The sequence below is a fragment of the Pseudomonas sp. UBA6753 genome, from assembly GCF_002453565.1.
Taxonomy (GTDB): domain Bacteria; phylum Pseudomonadota; class Gammaproteobacteria; order Pseudomonadales; family Pseudomonadaceae; genus Aquipseudomonas; species Aquipseudomonas putida_Z.
On sequence record NZ_DKHD01000057.1, the window covers coordinates 38,185 to 56,607 of the forward strand.

At 64.5% G+C, this 18,423-nt stretch carries 16 protein-coding genes; 8 read left to right on the top strand and 8 right to left on the bottom strand.

The genetic code is table 11. The features are described 5' to 3' along the window. Positions 1-7: 7 nt before the first annotated feature. Positions 8-3,457 (bottom strand): transcription-repair coupling factor, encoded by a 3,450-nt coding sequence (gene mfd, locus B2790_RS21815; protein WP_274079403.1) that lies wholly within the window; start codon positions 3,455-3,457, stop codon positions 8-10. 167 nt (positions 3,458-3,624) lie between these two features. On the opposite strand from mfd, the gene B2790_RS21820 reads away from it, so the two are divergent. From B2790_RS21820 to sthA, 3 genes are all read left to right on the top strand, one after another. Then, positions 3,625-5,088 (top strand): glyceraldehyde-3-phosphate dehydrogenase, encoded by a 1,464-nt coding sequence (locus B2790_RS21820; RefSeq protein WP_031324543.1) that lies wholly within the window; start codon positions 3,625-3,627, stop codon positions 5,086-5,088. 210 nt (positions 5,089-5,298) lie between these two features. Further along, a complete protein-coding gene (locus B2790_RS21825; RefSeq protein WP_286919719.1) occupies positions 5,299-6,297 on the top strand; it encodes an FAD:protein FMN transferase in 999 nt (332 codons plus the stop codon). Positions 6,298-6,499: 202 nt separating this feature from the next. Further along, positions 6,500-7,894: a Si-specific NAD(P)(+) transhydrogenase gene (gene sthA / locus B2790_RS21830; RefSeq protein ID WP_015269541.1), complete on the top strand. Its 1,395-nt coding sequence runs from the start codon at positions 6,500-6,502 to the stop codon at positions 7,892-7,894. A 42-nt stretch (positions 7,895-7,936) separates the two neighbouring features. Here sthA and B2790_RS21835 read toward each other — a convergent pair whose 3' ends face one another. Next, a complete protein-coding gene (locus B2790_RS21835; protein ID WP_015269542.1) occupies positions 7,937-8,659 on the bottom strand; it encodes a glycerophosphodiester phosphodiesterase in 723 nt (240 codons plus the stop codon). 31 nt (positions 8,660-8,690) lie between these two features. Then, positions 8,691-9,275, bottom strand: a complete 585-nt coding sequence (locus B2790_RS21840; protein ID WP_286919720.1) for a PilZ domain-containing protein — start codon at positions 9,273-9,275, stop codon at positions 8,691-8,693. Positions 9,276-9,368: 93 nt separating this feature from the next. On the opposite strand from B2790_RS21840, the gene B2790_RS21845 reads away from it, so the two are divergent. The 3 genes from B2790_RS21845 (at position 9,369) to B2790_RS21855 (ending at position 12,613) form a co-directional block, all read left to right on the top strand. Beyond that, positions 9,369-10,619 (top strand): lipoprotein-releasing ABC transporter permease subunit, encoded by a 1,251-nt coding sequence (locus B2790_RS21845; RefSeq protein ID WP_286919721.1) that lies wholly within the window; start codon positions 9,369-9,371, stop codon positions 10,617-10,619. Positions 10,620-10,626: 7 nt separating this feature from the next. Continuing rightward, entirely contained in the window at positions 10,627-11,310 is a 684-nt protein-coding gene (lolD, locus tag B2790_RS21850; protein ID WP_169774647.1) for a lipoprotein-releasing ABC transporter ATP-binding protein LolD, read from the top strand. Positions 11,311-11,371: 61 nt separating this feature from the next. Beyond that, positions 11,372-12,613: a lipoprotein-releasing ABC transporter permease subunit gene (locus tag B2790_RS21855; protein ID WP_015269544.1), complete on the top strand. Its 1,242-nt coding sequence runs from the start codon at positions 11,372-11,374 to the stop codon at positions 12,611-12,613. A 122-nt stretch (positions 12,614-12,735) separates the two neighbouring features. On the opposite strand, the gene B2790_RS21860 is transcribed toward B2790_RS21855, so the two are convergent. Continuing rightward, positions 12,736-14,088, bottom strand: a complete 1,353-nt coding sequence (locus B2790_RS21860) for a heavy metal sensor histidine kinase (RefSeq protein ID WP_286919722.1) — start codon at positions 14,086-14,088, stop codon at positions 12,736-12,738. Further along, positions 14,085-14,765: a two-component system response regulator CinR gene (cinR, locus tag B2790_RS21865; RefSeq protein WP_025338336.1), complete on the bottom strand. Its 681-nt coding sequence runs from the start codon at positions 14,763-14,765 to the stop codon at positions 14,085-14,087. Before cinR ends, B2790_RS21860 begins: the two co-directional genes overlap by 4 nt. Positions 14,766-15,030: 265 nt before the next feature. On the opposite strand from cinR, the gene queF reads away from it, so the two are divergent. Continuing rightward, positions 15,031-15,861, top strand: coding sequence for an NADPH-dependent 7-cyano-7-deazaguanine reductase QueF (queF, locus tag B2790_RS21870; RefSeq protein ID WP_085617240.1), 831 nt, complete (start codon positions 15,031-15,033; stop codon positions 15,859-15,861). A gap of 120 nt (positions 15,862-15,981) precedes the next feature. On the opposite strand, the gene B2790_RS21875 is transcribed toward queF, so the two are convergent. Continuing rightward, entirely contained in the window at positions 15,982-16,245 is a 264-nt protein-coding gene (locus tag B2790_RS21875) for a DUF4404 family protein (RefSeq protein ID WP_015269548.1), read from the bottom strand. 122 nt (positions 16,246-16,367) lie between these two features. Then, positions 16,368-16,931 carry a phosphonoacetaldehyde phosphonohydrolase-related protein gene (locus B2790_RS21880; protein WP_286101358.1) on the bottom strand — a complete coding sequence of 188 codons (564 nt, stop codon included), beginning with the start codon at positions 16,929-16,931 and terminating at the stop codon, positions 16,368-16,370. A gap of 200 nt (positions 16,932-17,131) precedes the next feature. On the opposite strand from B2790_RS21880, the gene B2790_RS21885 reads away from it, so the two are divergent. Next, entirely contained in the window at positions 17,132-17,839 is a 708-nt protein-coding gene (locus tag B2790_RS21885) for an MlaA family lipoprotein (protein ID WP_137163349.1), read from the top strand. Between the two features lie 34 nt (positions 17,840-17,873). On the opposite strand, the gene B2790_RS21890 is transcribed toward B2790_RS21885, so the two are convergent. Continuing rightward, complete coding sequence (locus tag B2790_RS21890) at positions 17,874-18,173, bottom strand: PilZ domain-containing protein (RefSeq protein ID WP_085601673.1); 300 nt, start codon at positions 18,171-18,173, stop codon at positions 17,874-17,876. Between the last annotated feature and the right edge of the window lie 250 nt (positions 18,174-18,423).

Sequence of the window (18,423 nt, forward strand, 5' to 3'; positions counted from 1 at the left end):
ATCTTCCTTAGGCAGGCTGTGGGGTCAGGCGCTCGAACAGCGCCTCCAGGTTATTGAAGCGTTCGTCGGGGCGTTCCATGGGTACCAGGAAGCGGAACTGGGTGGCGCCTTCGAACTTGTAGCGTTTGGGCTGGCCCTGGATCAGCTTGATCAGGGTCAGCGGGTCGACCGGGGTCTCGGCCTCGAACTCGATCTTGCCGCCGTTGGGGCCGGCGTCGACTTTCTTGATGCCGAGCTTTTCCGCGTGCAGCTTGAGCGAGGTCAGGCGCATCAGGTTCTTGGTCGGCTCGGGCAGCAGGCCGAAGCGGTCGATCATTTCCACCTGCAGGTCCTTGAGGCCTTCTTCGTCGGCAGCCGAGGCAATGCGCTTGTACAGGATCAGCCGCGCATGCACGTCGGGCAGGTAGTCCTCGGGGATCAGTGCCGGCAGGCGCAGGTTGATTTCCGGGCCGCCGCCCAGCGGCTGCTCAAGGTTGGGCTGGGTGCCCTTGCGGATCGCCTTGACCGCGCGCTCGAGCATTTCCATGTACAGGGTAAAGCCCACCGCCTGGATCTGCCCGCTCTGGCCTTCGCCCAGCAGCTCGCCGGCGCCGCGAATCTCCAGGTCGTTGGTGGCCAGCACGAAGCCGGCGCCGAGGTCCTGGGTGTTGGCGATCGCCTCCAGGCGTTTTTCGGCGTCGGCACTGACCTTCTGTCGGGTTGGCGTCAGCAGGTAGGCGTAGGCCTGGTGGTGGCTGCGGCCAACACGGCCGCGCAGCTGGTGCAGCTGGGCCAGGCCGAACTTGTCGGCACGCTCGATGACGATGGTGTTGGCGCTGGGCACGTCGATACCGGTTTCGATGATGGTCGAGGCCACCAGCACGTTGAAGCGCTTGTGGTAGAAGTCGCTCATCACCTGTTCCAGCTCGCGCTCGCGCATCTGCCCGTGGCCGATGCCGATGCGCGCCTCTGGCACCAGTTCGGCAAGGTCGGCGGCGCATTTCTCGATGGTTTTCACATCGTTGTGCAGGTAGTACACCTGGCCACCGCGCAGCAGCTCGCGCAGCAGCGCCTCTTTGACCGTGCTCTTGTTCTGCTCCATGACGAAGGTGCGTACCGACAGGCGGCGCGCCGGCGGCGTGGCGATGATCGACAGGTCGCGCATGCCCGCCACCGCCATGTTCAGCGTACGCGGGATCGGCGTGGCGGTGAGGGTGAGGATGTCCACCTCGCTGCGCAGGGCCTTGAGCTGTTCCTTCTGGCGCACGCCAAAGCGGTGCTCTTCGTCGATGATGGCCAGGCCCAGGTCCTTGAAGCGTACATCGTCCTGCAGCAGCTTGTGGGTGCCGATGAGGATGTCGATCTTGCCTTCGGCCAGATCGGCGGCGGCGTTGGCCACTTCCTTGGCCGACTTGAAGCGGCTCATCACCTCCACGGTCACCGGCCAGTCGGCAAAGCGGTCGCGGAAGCTGTTGTAGTGCTGCTGGGCGAGCAGGGTGGTGGGCACCAGCACGGCCACCTGGCGGCCGCTGTGCACGGCAATGAATGCCGCACGCATGGCCACTTCGGTCTTGCCGAAGCCGACGTCGCCGCACACCAGCCGGTCCATCGGCTTGGGCGCCAGCATGTCGGCGCGCACCGCTTCGATGGCAGCCTGCTGGTCCGGGGTTTCCTCGAACGGGAAGCCGGCGCTGAAGGTGGCGTAGTCGGCGGACGGGTCGGCAAATGCATAGCCCTTGCGCGCGGCGCGGCGGGCATAGATGTCGAGCAGTTCGGCGGCCACGTCGCGCACCTGTTCGGCGGCCTTGCGCTTGGCCTTCTGCCAGGCCTCCGAGCCCAGCCGGTGCAGCGGTGCCAGGGCATCGTCGCTGCCGGTGTAGCGGGCGATCAGGTGCAGGTTGGCCACCGGCACGTACAGCTTGGCGCCCTCGGCGTATTCCAGGGTGAGGAATTCGGCGGCCTGGCCGTCGATTTCCAGGGTGGCCAGGCCCAGGTAGCGGCCCACGCCATGGTCGATGTGCACCACCGGCGCGCCTTCGCGCAGCTCGGTCAGGTTCTTGATCACTGCGTCGTTGGCGGTTTCGCCGCGCTTGTCGCGGCGCCGGCGCTGCATGACCCGCTGGCCGAACAGCGGGCTTTCGGCGACCAGGGCGATGGCTGGGTCGTCCAGCAGCAGGCCTTCGTCCAGCGGGGCGATGGTGATTGCCAGGCGTTCGTTGCCGGTGATGAAGTCGGCCCAGCCGTCGACGGTATGCGGGCGCAGTTTCAGCCGTTCGAGCAGCTCCAGCAGCACTTCGCGCCGGCCTGCCGATTCGGCGGTGAACAACACTCGGCCAGGGAACTGGTCGAGGAAATTGGCCAGTTCGGCCAGGGGCTGGTTGGCCTTGGCCTCGATTGCCAGGTTGGGCAGGGGGCGCGCCGGGAAGCGCTCGCGGCCCACGCCCGGGTCGAGGTCTTCGGTGCTGACCACTACCCGTGGCCATTGCTTGAGCCGGGCGAAGCAGTCTTCCACCGGCAGGAACAGTTCGGCCGGTGGCAGCAGCGGCCGGCTCAGGTCGCCACGGCGGTCTTCATAACGCCCGCGCACGTCGTTCCAGAAGTGTTCTGCGGCCTGTTCCACGCCGGGCAGCGAGAACACCTGGGTGTCGGCCGGCAGGTAGTCGAACAGGGTCGAGGTTTCTTCGAAGAACAGCGGCAGGTAGTACTCGATGCCGGCGGGGATGATGCCGCTGGCCAGGTCCTGGAAGATCGCGCTGCGGCGGAAATCGACATCGAAGCGTTCGCGGAAGCGCGCCTTGAAGCGGGTCACTTCCTCTTTCTGCATCGGGAACTCGCGCGCCGGCAGCAGGCGCACCGAATCTACCTTGTCGATCGAGCGCTGGGTCTCGGGGTCGAAGGTGCGCAGCGTCTCGATCTCGTCATCGAACAGGTCGATGCGGTAGGGCAGCTTGCTGCCCATCGGGAACAGGTCGATCAGCGCGCCGCGCACGGCGAACTCGCCATGCTCGTAGACGGTGTCGACGCAGCGATAGCCACTGGCCTCCAGGCGCAGGCGCATCTGCTCCACGTCGATGGTCTGGCCCACGTCCAGCACCAGGCTGCTGCCCAGCAGGAAGCGGGTCGGCGCCAGGCGGTGCAGGGCGGTGGTGATCGGCACCACGAGGATGCCGTGGCTCAGCTCCGGCAGGCGGTAGAGGCTGGCGATGCGCTGGGAAATGATGTCCTGGTGCGGCGAGAACAGGTCGTAGGGCAGGGTTTCCCAATCGGGGAACGGCAGCACCGGCAGGTCCGGGGCAAAGAAGCGAAGTTCCTGTTCCAGACGATCGGCAGCCTGGCTGTCGGCAGTCAGCAGCAAAGTGAAGCGGCCCGCGCTGCTGGCGGCCTCGGCGATGGCCAGGCTGAGGGCGGCACCGGGTAGATTGCCCCAGGTTTGTTTGCCGGCCGTGGCCGACATTTGCGGTAGGCGCAGAACTGACACGGGAGATTGCACTCCAAGCGTTGCGGCAAAGAGATCGATTGTACCGGTGACGGTGCCGGCTGTCAGGCTCGAAAGGGCCTGAACGCTGGCTTGCGTGGCCGCGACAGGCGCTCATTGCCCGTAACGCGTTGGGGCGTCATAATGTAGCCCCTTTTTTCTGTCCCTACATGTGGAAGGTTCCCGTGACTCAGAAGCCCGACCAGTGTCTTGGTGAGTGGATCGATCGTGAAGCCCTGGCTGAAGCGATGATCCCGCTTATCGGTCAGCTCTACCGCAACAACAACGTGGTGAGCTCGATTTATGGCCGTAGCCTGATCAACCGTTCGGTTATCTCGATCCTCAAGGCGCACCGCTTTGCGCGTCATCGTCAAGCCGACGAAACCGAACTGTCCGTCCACGAGACATTCCCCCTGCTCAAGGCCATGAGCGAGCTGAAACTGGGCGCCGCTTCGGTCGACCTGGGCAAGCTGGCCAACAAGTTCAAGCAGGAAGGCAATGGCCGCACTGCCGAGCAGTTCGTCCGTGAAGAACTGGCCGAGGTGGTTGGCCAGCAGAACGCTTCGGCGCGCAAGGGCACTGACGTTGTCCTGTACGGCTTCGGCCGCATCGGCCGCCTGCTGGCGCGCATCCTGATCGAGAAGACCGGTGGCGGCGACGGCCTGCGCCTGCGCGCCATCGTCGTGCGCAAGGGCGCCGAGAACGACCTGGTCAAGCGTGCCAGCCTGCTGCGCCGTGACTCGGTGCACGGCCCGTTCGATGGCACCATCACCATCGACGAAGCCAACAACACCATCACCGCCAACGGCAACCTGATCCAGGTTATCTACGCCAAGAGCCCGAGCGAAGTCGACTACACCCAGTACGGCATCGAAAACGCGCTGATCGTCGACAACACCGGCGTATGGCGTGATGCCGACGGCCTGGGCCAGCACCTGGCCTGCCCAGGCGCTGCCCGCGTGATCCTCACCGCACCTGGCAAGGGCGCGCTGAAGAACATCGTGCACGGCATCAACCACGGTGACATCGCTGCCGATGACAAGATCATCTCGGCCGCTTCCTGCACCACCAACGCCATCGTGCCGGTGCTCAAGGCCATCAACGACCAGTACGGCATCGTCAACGGCCACGTCGAAACCGTTCACTCGTTCACCAACGACCAGAACCTGATCGACAACTTCCACAAGGGCAGCCGCCGTGGCCGTGCCGCGCCGCTGAACATGGTCATCACCGAAACCGGCGCCGCCACTGCTGCCGCCAAGGCACTGCCAGTGCTGAAGGGCAAGCTGACCGGCAACGCCATTCGCGTACCGACGCCGAACGTTTCGATGGCCATCCTCAACCTGAACCTCGAGAAGGCCACCAGCCGCGACGAGATCAACGAGTACCTGCGCCAGACCGCCATGCACTCGGAACTGCACAAGCAGATCGATTACGTCAGCTCGCAGGAAGTGGTTTCGACCGACTTCGTCGGTTCGCGCCACGCCGGTGTGGTCGACGCCGAAGCGACCATCTGCAACGACAACCGCGTTGTTCTGTACGTCTGGTACGACAACGAATTCGGTTACAGCTGCCAGGTGGTTCGTGTGATGGAAGAGATGGCCGGTGTGAACCCGCCAGCGTTTCCGCACTGATACGCTTGTAAGGCAATGAAAAAACGGGAACCTTCGGGTTCCCGTTTTTTTTCGCCTGATTAACTGATCGGGCATTTACTGTGCCTGTACTGGCCCTTTCGCGGGCACGCCCGCTCCCACAGGGATATCACAGGGCTGGAGGGCAGTGGGGTACCTGTGGGAGCGGGCGTGCCCGCGAAAGGGCCAGTACAGGCATTCGAGATCTCGATATTGCGCGCATTTCTTTGTTTCTTGCTGATGCTGCTCACCGCCTGCAACCAGGCCCCCACCCTGGAGCGCCTGGGCGGCCCGACCATGGGCAGCAGCTACAGCATCCAGTACGTGCGCGAACCCGGCGGCCCGGCGCCGGTCCAGGTGCAGGCGGCAGTCGAAACCATCCTGCACGACATCGACCAGCACTACTCGACCTACCGCGGCGACTCCACCGTCAGCCGTTTCAACCAGTTGCCCGCCAACCAGTGCCAGGTCCTGCCACCCGACATGCTCGAACTGGTCAGCCTTGGTCAGCACCTGGCCGAGCAGAGCGGCGGCGCCTTCGACCTTACCGTCGAACCCTTGCTCGACCTGTGGGGCTTCGGCCCCCAGGCACGTCACGAGCAGGTGCCCGACCCGCTGGCCCTGGCCCAGGTGCGCCAGCGCGTGGGCTACCGGCACTTGCACATCGACGGCCAGGCCCTGTGCAAGGACGCCCCGGTGCAACTCGACTTCAACAGCATCGCCGCCGGCCATGCCGTCGACCTGATCGCCGCGCGCCTGCAGGCCATGGGCGTGGCCAGCTTTGTCGCCGAAGCCACCGGCGAGCTCAAGGCCGCCGGCCGCAAGCCCGATGGCAGCCCCTGGCGCATCGCCCTGGAGCTGCCCCGCGAAGATCGCCAGATAGCCCGCCAGATCATCCCGGTCAATGGCCTTTCAGTATCAACCTCGGGTGACTATCGGCACTATTTCGAGGAGAATGGCCGGCGCTATTCGCACACCTTCGATGCCCGCCTCGGGCGCCCGGTGCAGCACGACCTGGCCGCGGTCACCGTGCTCGATGCCTCGGCGCTGCAGGCCGACGGCTATTCGACGCTGCTGTTGATCCTGGGCCCGGAACGTGGCTGGGATTTTGCCGTGGCGCATGACCTGGCCGCGGTATTGGTGACTCGGGCCGAGGGTGGCTTCGTCTCCCGAGCTACGCCCGCATTCGAACGGGCAGTGAAAGGCGAATGAAAGCGCAAGCAGGGATGATCGCCGCCAGGGAATGGTTCACACATGTAGTGCGGGCAAAATTGGCCTACGACGCGACCAAGGGTTAATGTGCGCGGCGTTCACGCTTGATTAGACTGCACCCGAATTTTCTCATGACGCCCCGGCGGCATGATCGCGCCCCGCGAGCGACCGTGGCTTGCGGGCCAGTTCTGAAGGAGTACGCATGGCTGTCTACAACTACGACGTAGTGGTGCTGGGTTCCGGCCCGGCCGGAGAAGGTGCGGCAATGAACGCCGCCAAAGCAGGGCGCAAGGTGGCGATGGTCGATAGCCGTCGCCAGGTCGGGGGCAACTGCACCCACCTGGGCACCATCCCGTCCAAGGCACTGCGTCACTCGGTGCGGCAGATCATGCAGTTCAACACCAACCCGATGTTCCGTGCCATCGGTGAGCCGCGCTGGTTCTCGTTCCCGGACGTGCTGAAAAGCGCCGAGAAGGTCATCGCCAAGCAGGTAGCGTCGCGCACCGGCTACTACGCGCGTAACCGCGTGGACGTGTTCTTCGGCACCGGCAGCTTCGCCGACGAGCAGACCGTCGAAGTGGTCTGCCCGAACGGTGTGGTGGAAAAGCTCAACGCCAAGCACATCATCATCGCCACCGGCTCGCGCCCGTACCGCCCGGCCGACATCGACTTCCACCACCCGCGCGTCTACGACAGCGACACCATCCTCAGCCTCAGCCACACCCCACGCAAGCTGATCGTGTACGGTGCCGGCGTGATCGGTTGCGAATACGCCTCGATCTTCAGCGGCCTGGGTGTATTGGTAGAGCTGGTGGACAACCGTGGCCAGTTGCTGAGCTTCCTCGACTCGGAAATTTCCCAGGCGCTGAGCTACCACTTCAGCAACAACAACATCACCGTGCGCCACAACGAAGAGTATGAGCGCGTCGAAGGCCTGGACAACGGGGTGATCCTGCACCTGAAGTCGGGCAAGAAGATCAAGGCCGACGCCTTGCTGTGGTGCAACGGCCGTACCGGCAACACCGACAAGCTGGGCCTGGAAAACATCGGTATCAAGGTCAACAGCCGCGGCCAGATCGAGGTCGACGAGGCCTACCGCACCAGCGTGCCGAACATCTACGGTGCCGGTGACGTGATTGGCTGGCCAAGCCTGGCAAGTGCCGCTCATGACCAGGGCCGCTCTGCCGCTGGCAGCATCGTCGATAATGGCAGCTGGCGCTTTGTCAACGACGTGCCGACCGGGATCTACACCATTCCGGAGATCAGCTCGATCGGCCGCAACGAACAGGAACTGACCCAGGCCAAGGTGCCGTACGAAGTGGGCAAGGCCTTCTTCAAGGGCATGGCGCGCGCGCAGATCGCCGGTGAGCCGCAGGGCATGCTGAAGATCCTGTTCCACCGCGAAACCCTGGAAATCCTTGGCGTGCACTGCTTCGGCTACCAGGCTTCGGAGATCGTCCACATCGGCCAGGCGATCATGAACCAGCCGGGTGAGCAGAACAACCTGAAGTACTTCGTCAACACCACGTTCAACTACCCGACCATGGCCGAAGCCTATCGGGTAGCTGCCTACGACGGCCTGAACCGGCTTTTTTGAGCGGCTCCGACCGGTGGCCTGAGCCGGTCGGAGAGACCGATTTCAACCCTGCCCGAGGGTGGTCTTGGCCAAACCGGGAAAGTCTGTAATCAGGCTGTCCACGCCAAAATCAGCGAGCCGGCGCATCAGTGCCGGTTCGTTGACCGTCCACACCGACACGTGCAAACCCTGGCCCTGGGCTTTCAGCAGGCGCTCGGGGGTGCACAGTGTCCAGTTCAATGCCAGCAGCTCGCAGCCGTAGTTCTGTGCCACTTTCAGCGGGTCGAGCCAGGCGTACTCGGCCACCAGCCCGCGCTTGACGTCCGGCACCAGCTCCAGGGCGGCACCCAGCACTTCGCGTGAGCTGGAGGTGATGGTCACCTTGTCCAGCAGGCCGTACTGCTGGGCCAGTTCGCGGATTGCCAGCACGGTGGTGGCGGCACGGGTGCGCGAGGCGCTTTTCACCTCCAGCTGCCAGTGCTCGAACGGGCATTTCTCGAACAGTTCTTCCAGTTTCGGGATCGGGCAGGGCTGGACGTGGCCCGGGCCGCCTTTGCGGGCATCGATCTTGACCAGTTCGGCGGCCGGGTGCTCGACCACCTTGCCGCGTTTGCCGGTGGTGCGCTTGAGGGTGGGGTCATGGATCACCATCAGCTCGTTGTCGGCTGACAGGTGCAGGTCCAGCTCGCAGCGGGTCACGCCATGGGCGAGGCATTGCTGGAAGCTCTTCAGGGTGTTCTCGGGCGCTTCGCCCTTGGCACCGCGGTGGCCGTAGATCAGGGTCACGTTCGTTCCTTCAAATCAAAGAAAAATGGGCTCAGGAGGCGGGGTCGTTCTGTTCCAGCTGCTGGCGCCGTTGCTGCTGCTGGCGCTGCAGGATGTAGCGAGCCAGCAGTTGCCGTTGGGCGTCGGTCATGTCGGTGAATTCGGTGCCGACCTCGAAGCCGCCCTCCGGGCGCGGGTCGCAATGGGTTACCTTGCCGCGCAGCAGCAGGCCATGGGCGCGCGGCATAAGCACCATCTTCACCTTGACTCGGGTGCCGGGGGCCACCGCTGTGGCTTGCGCGAATTCGATGCCGCCCTCGGAGATGATCACCGGCTGGGGCTGGCCAACTTCGCCGATCAGGGTCTGGGCAACCACCGCGCTAAGCAGGTCGAGGCGTTTGTTCTGCGCGCGCAGGAAGGCGGCGAGGGTGCGGTCCTTTTCGCTCAGCTGGCGTAGCAGGTGTTGCGACTCGAAGTCGGACAGGTGCAGTTCGCTGAGCAGGTTGAATAGTGGCGAATCATCTTGCAACACATCTGGGTCAAGGGCTTCGGCCGCGCTGAGGGGGCTGATTTGAAGTGCGATCCGATCTTCGATGCGGTAGTATTCGCGGCGATCTTCTTCGTCTAATGTCGTCATGGCGAACCCAAGGTAGCGGCGGTGGTCCGAGTGTAAAGCCGCCGTAGGCGCCTCGCCACAAGGACGTTCCCTTTCATCCGAACAAGCCCCGACATGTTCAGACCTCTTTTCGCATTCATCGGCACGCGTTATACCCGTGCCAAACGTCGCAATCACTTCGTCTCGTTCATTTCCCTGACCTCGATGATCGGCCTCGCCCTGGGCGTGGTGGTGATGATCGTGGTGCTCTCGGTGATGAACGGTTTCGACCACGAGATGCGCACCCGCGTGTTGGGCATGATCCCGCATGCCACGCTGGAGAGCGGCCAGCCCATTGCCGACTGGCCGGCCCTTGCCCAACAAGTAAAGCAGAATCCGCAGGTGGTGGCGGTTGCACCCTTCACCCAGATGCAGGGCCTGCTGACCCATGAAGGCAAGGTGCAGAAGGTGCTGCTCAACGGCATCGACCCGGCCCGCGAGCGCGGAGTGTCGATCATCGACAAGTTCGTCCTGCAAGGCCGCCTCGACCAGCTGGCGCCGGGCGAGTGGGGCATCATGATCGGCGACAAGGCCGCGGCCAAGCTGGGCGTTGGCATCGGCGACAAGCTCACCTTCGTCGCCCCCGAGGTCAGCGTGACCCCGGCCGGCATGTTCCCGCGCATGAAGCGCTTCACCGTGGTCGGCACCTTCCACGTGGGCGCGGGCGAGATCGACGGCTACCTGGGCCTGGCCAACATCAGCGACCTGTCCCGCCTGCACCGCTGGAAGCCCGACCAGGTCCAGGGCCTGCGCCTGAAGTTCGACGACCTGTTCCAGGCGCCACGGGTGGCCTGGGACATCGCCCAGCGCCTGGGTGACCAGGAGTTCTACAGCCGTGACTGGACCCGTACCCACGGCAACCTGTACCAGGCAATCCGCATGGAAAAGGCCATGATCGGCCTGCTGTTGCTGCTGATCGTGGCGGTGGCGGCGTTCAACATCATTTCCACCCTGGTGATGGTGGTCAACGACAAGCGTGGCGACATCGCCATTCTGCGTACCCTGGGCGCCACGCCCGGGCAGATCATGCTCATCTTCATGGTCCAGGGCACGGTGATCGGGGTGATCGGTACCCTGATCGGCGCCGTGGTCGGGATCGTCGCTGCGCTGAACGTGAGCGCGGTGATCGCCGGCATCGAGAAACTGATCGGGCACAAGTTTCTCAACGCCGACGTGTATTTCATCGATTACCTGCCGTCGCAGATCCAGGCCCAGGACGTGTACATGGTCTGCGGTGCGGCGCTGGTCCTGAGTTTCTTCGCCACCCTGTACCCGGCCTGGCGTGCGGCCCGCACCCAGCCTGCAGAGGCGCTACGTTATGAGTGAGTCGCGCATGAGTGATAAAGCCGTTCTGAGTTGCCGCAACCTGGGCAAGTCCTACGACGAGGGCCCGGAATCGGTGCAGGTGCTGTCGGGGCTCAACCTCGAGCTGCACGCCGGTGAGCGGGTAGCCATCGTGGGTAGCTCCGGCTCGGGCAAGAGTACCTTGCTCAACCTGCTGGGCGGCCTCGACCGGCCGACCCAGGGCAGCGTCTGGCTGGCCGGCGAGGAGCTGTCGGCATTGGGCGAGCGTGCCCGTGGCCTGCTGCGCAACCGCGAGCTGGGCTTTGTCTACCAGTTCCACCACCTGCTGCCGGAATTCACTGCCATCGAGAACGTGTGCATGCCATTGCTGATCGGCCGCACGCCCATCCCCGAGGCCCGTGAGCGTGCCGAGGCGCTGCTCAAGCGCGTGGGCCTGGCCCACCGCTTCAACCACAAACCGGCCGAGCTGTCCGGTGGTGAACGCCAGCGGGTGGCGATTGCCCGGGCACTGGTCAACCGCCCCGGCCTGGTAATGCTCGACGAGCCGACCGGCAACCTCGACCACCACACCGCCCAGGGCATCCAGGAGTTGATGCAGGAACTGTCCAGCGCGTCGCGCACGGCGTTCCTGGTGGTCACCCACGACCTCAACCTGGCGCGCCAGATGGACCGTGTATTGAAGCTCGACGACGGCCACCTGGTGGCGATCTGATCGACTGCACGGGGTGGCCGGTGCCGCCCCGTTTTCCTGTTTTCATTGGGTGATTTCGTACATGTTCAGACCCTTGCCCATCTTCATCGGCGCGCGCTACACCCGAGCCAAGCGCCGCAACCACTTCATCTCGTTCATCTCGATGACCTCGATGATCGGCCTGTCGCTGGGCGTGCTGGCGATGATCGTGGTGCTGTCGGTGATGAACGGCTTCCAGCGCGAAATGAGTTCGCGCATCCTCGGCCTGGTGCCGCATGCCGCCATCCTCGGCGTGCAGCCGCTGGATGACTGGCACAAGGTGGCCGACGCGGCCATGCGCGACCCGGCGGTGATGGCGGCGGCGCCGATTACCGAAATGGAAGGCATGCTGTCGTACAAGGGCGCGATGCAGCCGATCCAGGTAGGCGGTATCGACCCGGCTGAAGAGGGCAAGGTCTCGATCGTCGGCCAGCATATCGTCCAGGGCCGCCTGCAGGACCTGCAGCCAGGTGAGTTCGGCGTGGTCATCGGTGAGCTGACTGCGCGACGCTTCCGCCTGAATACCGGCGACAAACTGACCCTGATCGTGCCGGAAATCAGCAAGGAGCCGGGCGGCATCACCCCGCGCATGCAGCGCCTGACCGTGGTCGGCATTTTCAAGGTCGGCGCCGAGCTGGACGGCTCGCAGGCTTACATCCACGTCGACGATGCCGGCGCCATGCAGCGCTGGGCGCCGGGCCAGGTGCAGGGCGTGCGCCTGAAACTGCACGACCTGTATGCCGCGCCGCAGGTGTCCAAGGCGATCGCTGCCGGGCTGGGCGATGCCTACCGGGCCGATGACTGGTCGCATACCCAGGGCAGCCTGTTCAGTGCCATGAAGATGGAAAAGACCATGATCGGCCTGCTGTTGCTGATGATCATCGCGGTGGCAGCGTTCAACATCATCGCCACCCTGGTGATGGTGGTGAACGACAAAGGCCCGGACATCGCCATCCTCCGTACCCTGGGCGCCACGCCGGCGCAGATCATGGGCACGTTCATGGTCCAGGGCAGCCTGATCGGCATTGTCGGGACGCTGATCGGTGGCGTGCTTGGGGTGGTTGCAGCGTTCAACGTCAGCCAGATCGTCGGTTGGCTGGAGCGGGTGAGCGGGCAGCACATCTTTACTTCGGATGTGTACTTCGTCAGCAGCTTGCCGTCGCAGCTGCAGTGGGGCGATGTGGCGATCATCTGCACTGCCGGGTTGGTGATGAGCTTCCTGGCGACCATTTACCCGGCCTATCGGGCATCGCAGGTGCAGCCGGCGATTGGCCTGGCAGTCTGAGTAACACCTGAGGGCCTTATCGCCGGCAAGCCAGCTCCCACAGGTAGCGCGCAGGCCTTGAGGGCAGCGCGGTCGAGGTGGGAGCTGGCTTGCCGGCGATGGGCTGCAAAGCAGCCCCGATGTCACTGGTCTTCAGTGAAATCGATCACGAATCGCGTCCATCCGTCCGCACACTCCGCCCTGATGTGCCCACCATGGGCCTGCACGATCGACCGGGTAATCGCCAACCCCAACCCGGCATGCTCGCTACTGCCTTCCCGCCGCGCCGGGTCCACCCGGTAGAAGCGGTCGAACAACCGTGGTAACACTGCCGGCTCGATAGCCGCCCCGGTATTGGCCACGCCGATCCTCGGCCCTGGCCCCAATGTCACCTGTATCAGCCCTCCCGCCGGGGTGAAGCGCAAGGCATTGTCCAGCAAGTTGGACAGCGCCCGGCGCAGCATATGCCGGTCGCCCTGCAGCAGCGCCTCACCCTCGCGCAGCATCTGCACGCCGCTGTCCTCTGCCAGCGGCGCGTAGTACTCCAGCAGCGCATCCACCTCCTCATGCAGCACCAGCGGTGCTTGCCCCGGCACCAGCAGGCCATGGTCGGCCTTGGCCAGGAACAGCATGTCGTTGATCATCTGCGCCATCCATTGCAGCTCCTCGAGGTTGCCGTGCAGGGCTTCGCGGTACTCTTCGAGGCTGCGCGGGCGGGTGAGGGTGACCTGGGTGTGGGTCAGCAGGTTGGACAGCGGCGTGCGCAGCTCGTGGGCGATGTCGGCAGAGAATGCCGACAGGCGCTGGAAGGCATCGTCCAGGCGCTGCAGCATGGCGTTCATGGCCGTCGCCAGCTCGGCCAGCTCTTCGGGCATCTGTGCCACCGGCAGGCGTGTGGTGAGCGAGCGCGCCGATACGCTGGCAGCCACCTGGCCCATCTGCCGCAACGGTCGCAGCCCGCGGCGTGCAGCCCAGGCACCGAGCAGTGCCGTGGCCAGCGCCGACAGGCCCACCGTCAGCCAGATCAGCCGTTGCATGCCCTGCAGGAAGTGCTGGTGATGGGTGATGTCGAGGTACAGGGCCAGTTGTGGCGACTGCGGGGCGCCTTGCGCCAGGTGCACGGCCAGGCTGCGGTAGTCGGTGCCTTGCGCATGCAGGGTTGCCAGCCCGTCGGGCAGTGGCGTCCGCGGCAGGCCTGTGCGGCTTTCGAACCAGGTGGCGCCGTCGCTGCCGTTGATGCGCAGGGCCAGGTCGGCCTGGTGGCCCAGTTCATCGCGCAAGGCGGGCAGGCGCGCCTGCAGCTCGGCCGGGGTGGTGATACCGGCCAGCTGGGTGCGGAACAGCGACAGGCGCGAGTCCAGCAGTTGCTGGTCCAGTTCGACGAAATGCTGCTCGCTGGCCCGGCTGAATATCAGGCCGGCACCGAGCGAGACAGCGGCGGTGCAGGCGGCGAACAGCAGGGCCAGGCGGCTGCCGAGGGAGACCCGGCGCATCACTCAGTACGCTCTTCGAGTACATAGCCCATGCCGCGTACGGTATGGATCAGCTTGTTGGGATGTGGGTCGTCGATCTTCAGGCGCAGGCGGCGGATCGCCACTTCGATCACATTGGTGTCGCTGTCGAAATTCATGTCCCACACCTGCGAGGCGATCAGCGATTTGGGCAGCACCTCGCCCTGGCGGCGCAGCAGCAGTTCAAGCAGGGCGAACTCCTTGGCGGTCAGGTCGATGCGCTGGCCGGCGCGCTCGGCGCGGCGGCGGATCAGGTCCAGGCGCAGGTCGGCCAGGCCCAGGGTGGTGTCCTGGCTGGGGCTGGTGCCCCGGCGCAGCAGGCTGCGCACCCGCGCCAGCAGTTCGGAGAAGGCGAACGGCTTGACCAGGTAATCATCGGCGCCCAGCTCCAGGCCGTGCACCCGGTCCTCCACGGCATCGCGGGCGGTGAGAAACAGCACCGGGGTGTCCAGGCCGGCCTGGCGCACGGCCTGGAGGATTTGCCAGCCGTCACGGCCGGGCAGCATCACGTCGAGAATCAGCAGGTCGTGGTCGCCGGTCAGGGCGAGGAACTGGCCAGTCTCGCCGTCGGTGGCCAGTTCGGTGGCGAAGCCGGCCTCATTCAGGCCCTGGCTCAGGTACTGGCCGGTACGGGCCTGGTCTTCGACGATCAGCAGTTTCATTAAGCGGCAGGACTCCAGGTGGCAGCGAGGGAACCTGTGGGAGCGGGCGTGCCCGCGAAGCATGCAACGCGCTGTAATGGCACCGGCTTCGCCGGTGTTCGCGGGCAAGCCCGCTCCTACAGGGACCGGGTGATGCTGAGATGATACGTGACGATGCACCCGCTCGCCCCAAACTGACGAAGATGTAATCCCGCTGACTTGCGCTCCAAGGCAGGGTGCAAAACCGGTAGACTAGGGGCAATTTCGAACCTTCAGGTCAGTTTCCATGCATCCCGCTGCCGAACATTCCCCGCTGGGCAAGTCCAGCGAATACATTGCCACCTATTCTCCGGAGCTGCTGTTCCCGATCCCGCGTACCGCCAAGTGGGCCGAGCTGGGCGTTACCGCCCAGACCTTGCCGTGGCAGGGTGTGGATTACTGGAACTGCTTCGAGCTGAGCTGGCTGCTGCCGTCGGGCAAGCCGGTGGTGGCGATCGGCGAGTTCGCCATCCCCGCCGATTCGCCGAACATCATCGAGTCCAAGTCGTTCAAGCTGTACCTGAATTCGCTGAACCAGACAGTGTTCGCCTCGCTTGGCGAACTGCAGGCGTGCCTGGAGAAAGACCTGTCCGCCGCCGCCGGCAAGCCGGTCGGCGTGAAAGTGCGTACCCTGGCCGAGGTCGAGGCCCAAGGCGTGGTGGCCTTGCCGGGGCATTGCATCGATGCGCTGGACGTTGCCATCAGCAACTACGAACAGCCACAGCCAGAGCTGCTGCACTGCAACCCGGAGCGGCAGGTGGAAGAAACCCTGCACAGCCACCTGCTGAAGTCCAACTGCCCGGTCACCGGCCAGCCGGACTGGGGCAGCGTGGTGGTCGAGTACAAGGGCAGGGCGCTGGACCATGCCAGCCTGCTGACCTACCTGATCAGCTTCCGCCAGCATGCCGACTTCCACGAGCAGTGTGTGGAGCGGATCTACCTGGACTTGAAGAACCTGCTGCAGCCGGAGCATTTGACGGTGTATGCGCGCTATGTGCGCCGGGGTGGGCTGGATATCAACCCTTACCGCAGCACGGGGGCGATCAGCCCGGACAACAAGCGCCTGGTTCGGCAGTAAGAATTTGGGCCGCATTGCGGCCCATCGCCGGCAAGCCAGCTCCCACAATGATCGGTGTGTCGCCGACCCTGTGGGAGCTGGCTTGCCGGCGATGGGGTGTGCAAAGCACCCCCGGCTAGGTCAGATCCCCATGCTGTGCAGCGAGTTGGCAATGCTGCGCAGGGTGGCGGTGAGGTCGGGGTGGTCGGCCTCGAAGCGTTCGATCGCCAGGTTCACGCCGTCCACCAGGTTATGGTCTGGCGTGGCTTCCTCAAGCTTCAGTTGCGCCTCGATCTGGCGCGCTTCTTCGTGCAGCGCGGCCAGTTCCTCGTCAGAAAGCGGCACGTTGCGGTCCAGTTGCTCGCGCAAGCTGTTCAGGCGCTCTTGCAATTCGCGGGCAGGCATTGGTAGTTCTCCATCAATGGCTTGGCAAGCCATGGACCTCAGCGAAGCGGCAAAGGTTCTGGCCTGTCTTCAGCGTAATCCACCTGCCGTTGCTTTGCATGATCCGCGTCAAAGGTGCTGTATCAGGGTTTTTCGCCCTTGCGCCGGCGCTGGGCGATGTCCTGCAGGCAGGTGTCCAGCGCTTCCAGGTGGTCGATCACCGAGTGCACGCCCAGGCTGAACAGTTCAAGCGTCGCCTTGCCACGGGCCAGGTCCTGTTCCTGCGCAGTCATGGCTTGCCATTGCCGCGAGCTGCGGTCGCAGAACGGGCTGCAGGCTGCCAGCCCTACGGTCCACAACCCCGCGTTCAGGCCAGATTGCAGCAGGCGTGGGTCGCCGCTGACCAGCACGCAGCCGTCCAGGCGTTGGCTGTCCAGCGTCATCAGGGCCTGCCAGCAGGCATTCGGCGCCGGCCAGCGCGCGCCGTTCACCGAATGCCCCGGCAGCCAGGCGGGCAGTACGTGCGCCAGGCGCTTGCTCTGGGTGGCGTTGAGGTCGTCCAGCCAGATGCACGGCACCTGGCGCTGACGCAGGCTGGCGAGGGTCGCCAGGGCGCCGGGGGCGGGCGAGGGGGCGCCATTGGCGGCTTGCACCAGGCAGCCGCGCAAGCCGAACAGCACAGCGGTGAAGGCGGGTGCAGCGTCCATGGCAACTTCCCTCAAATAGTCCGCAGGCTATTCGGCGATTGTTACCGCCCTGTGACAGCGGGCACCGCGCAACAGTTGTTCACAAAATATTGAGCAGAGATGTGTAAAGCTGTTTATCAGCCCGCAAGCCTCTATACTGCCGCCGTACAGCAGCGCACCCGTTTGCGCTTGCGGCCGAGAAATTCGATGGAGAAACACCTATGCGTAGGATCGGTGCCAGTGTGATCGAACGAGTCACCCAGGCCTGTGTCTGCGCCAGCATGCTGCTGGCGCCCGTGGCAGCCACCCAGGCCGCCACCGAGGAAGATCCCTGGGAAGCGGTCAACCGCCCGATCTTCCGTTTCAACGATACCCTCGACACCTATGCCCTCAAGCCATTGGCCAAGGGCTACCAGGCGGTCACCCCGCAGTTCCTCGAAGATGGCATCCACAACATCTTCCGCAACCTGGGTGACGTGACCAACCTGGCCAACGACCTGCTGCAGTTCAAGCCCCATGCTGCGGGCGTGGACACGGCGCGGCTGATCGTCAACACCACCTTCGGCCTGGGCGGCTTCTTCGACGTGGGTACCAAGATGGGCCTGCAGCGCAACGACGAGGACTTCGGGCAGACCCTCGGCTACTGGGGCGTGCCGAGCGGCCCGTACGTGGTCATCCCGCTGCTGGGCCCGAGCACCGTGCGTGACGGCGTGGCCAAGTACCCGGACACCTATACCGAACCCTACCGCTACATCGACCATGTGCCGACGCGCAATTCGATCTTCGCCCTGGACATCATCGACACCCGCGCCGACCTGCTGTCGGCCGAGAAGCTGATCCAGGGTGACAAGTACATCTTCATTCGCAATGCCTACCTGCAGAACCGCGAGTTCAAGGTCAAGGATGGCGAGGTCGAAGACGACTTCTGATCCACGGATCAGGGGCTGCTTTGCAGCCCCTGATTCAGTGCATCGCCAGGATCCGCAACCCGAACTTCTGCTGCCCGCCCGGCTGGTCGGCAATCCACACCACTTCGGTGCTGGCGTGCAGCCCCTTCAGCGCCGGGTGGTCGGACTCGATCCGTACCTCGATATGGTCCCCCACATGGAAGCGCTGCGGTGCCTGCACCTGCATGCCGCCGCTGGACAGGTCCAGGCACACTGCCGCGATCACCTGGCCTGCGTGCAGCAGGCTGACCTCGGTGTCGATGCGCATGCGGATGAAATCGCGTTTCTCGTCATGGCTGGAGGGCGTATGAGGCATGCTGCATCCTTCCCATCGGGTTGCGCTGGTCGACTTTCTTATAACTCCCGGTGATTTGGCCTGTAAAGTGCGTCGAGGTGAACCTTTGCATGCTTGAAACGCCTGCCGGATGGGAGTACCGTCTGCGCCTTACAAGGTCCCTCTGACAGTTGCCTGGCAAGTGTTCTTGTCCTACAACTCAAGTAGAGTGTGACCACAAAGAATTCCCGTAGCTGGCCGTCTGCCTTGCCGACACCGCTGCACCAACCCA

Bases quoted from the DNA above. Each gene is read 5' to 3' on its own strand.
- B2790_RS21820 (WP_031324543.1), top strand. From the start codon at position 3,625: ATGTGGAAGGTTCCCGTGACTCAGAAGCCCGACCAGTGTCTTGGTGAG.
- sthA (WP_015269541.1), top strand. From the start codon at position 6,500: ATGGCTGTCTACAACTACGACGTAGTGGTGCTGGGTTCCGGCCCGGCC.
- B2790_RS21840 (WP_286919720.1), bottom strand. From the start codon at position 9,275: ATGACGACATTAGACGAAGAAGATCGCCGCGAATACTACCGCATCGAA.
- B2790_RS21845 (WP_286919721.1), top strand. From the start codon at position 9,369: ATGTTCAGACCTCTTTTCGCATTCATCGGCACGCGTTATACCCGTGCC.
- lolD (WP_169774647.1), top strand. From the start codon at position 10,627: ATGAGTGATAAAGCCGTTCTGAGTTGCCGCAACCTGGGCAAGTCCTAC.
- B2790_RS21855 (WP_015269544.1), top strand. From the start codon at position 11,372: ATGTTCAGACCCTTGCCCATCTTCATCGGCGCGCGCTACACCCGAGCC.
- cinR (WP_025338336.1), bottom strand. From the start codon at position 14,765: ATGAAACTGCTGATCGTCGAAGACCAGGCCCGTACCGGCCAGTACCTG.
- queF (WP_085617240.1), top strand. From the start codon at position 15,031: ATGCATCCCGCTGCCGAACATTCCCCGCTGGGCAAGTCCAGCGAATAC.
- B2790_RS21875 (WP_015269548.1), bottom strand. From the start codon at position 16,245: ATGCCTGCCCGCGAATTGCAAGAGCGCCTGAACAGCTTGCGCGAGCAA.
- B2790_RS21880 (WP_286101358.1), bottom strand. From the start codon at position 16,931: ATGGACGCTGCACCCGCCTTCACCGCTGTGCTGTTCGGCTTGCGCGGC.
- B2790_RS21885 (WP_137163349.1), top strand. From the start codon at position 17,132: ATGCGTAGGATCGGTGCCAGTGTGATCGAACGAGTCACCCAGGCCTGT.
- B2790_RS21890 (WP_085601673.1), bottom strand. From the start codon at position 18,173: ATGCCTCATACGCCCTCCAGCCATGACGAGAAACGCGATTTCATCCGC.